Annotated in this window: 1 protein-coding gene; it reads left to right on the top strand. The window is 66.5% G+C overall.

Going from position 1 to position 778, the window contains the following annotated elements; all coding sequences use genetic code 11:
* A partial coding sequence (locus EN994_RS33790; RefSeq protein ID WP_164746544.1) for an MFS transporter occupies positions 1 to 778 on the top strand: 778 nt, incomplete at both ends.

The raw sequence follows: 778 nt of genomic DNA, 5'->3' as shown, positions 1-778 counted from the left end.
CCGCTCGGGCTGATCCTGTCGGCTTCCTTCGTGCCGGCGGCGGTGCGGCTGGTCGGCGGGCGCAACCTGGCGGTCGGCTGCTCGCTGATCGGCGCGCTCTGCTTCCTGGGCATCGGCTATCTGCAGGACTGGGTGGCGTGGTTCGTCATCCGCTTCATCATCGGCGTGGTCATCAATCCGCTTTATATCCTTGGCGAGGTGTGGGCGCTGTCGCTGGCACCGCCGTCGCGGCGCGGCCGGGTGATGGGCGTGTTCAACACGCTGATGGGCGCCGGTTATGCCGCCGGACCATTCGCGCTGACCCTGCTCGGTACGTCGGGCTGGGCGCCTTTCATGGTCGGCGTCGCCGGCTTCGCGCTCTGCGCGGTGATCCTGCACGCCGTCTCGTCAAAGCTCACCGGCTTCGAGGATGACGGCCAGCCTGCCAGCGGCCTTGTCGGGTTTGCCAAAATGGCGCCGGCGCTGCTGCTTGCCGTGCTTGTCTCGGCGGCGGTCCAGCAGAGCACCTATGCGCTGGTCCCGGTCTTCGGCGCCAGCTATGGCCTGGCGGAAGCCGTTCTGGCCTCGCTGGTGATGGCGCTTTCCCTCGGCAACATCCTGCTGCAGATACCACTCGGCCTTCTGGCGGAGCGTTTTGGCGGCCGCGCCATGATCATCGTCTGCGCACTGGCAACAACCGTTTGCGCGCTTTTGCTGCCTCTGCTGATCACAACGCCGTTGATCTGGGTGGTGCTGCTGGTGATGGGCGCGGTCGGTTACGGCGTCTACACCATGGCAT

It is taken from the genome of Mesorhizobium sp. M7A.F.Ca.CA.002.09.1.1, from assembly GCF_003998555.1.
GTDB lineage: Bacteria > Pseudomonadota > Alphaproteobacteria > Rhizobiales > Rhizobiaceae > Mesorhizobium > Mesorhizobium ciceri.
Note: the sequence above shows the minus strand (reverse complement) of the source record. Positions and strands in the feature narration are given on the sequence as shown.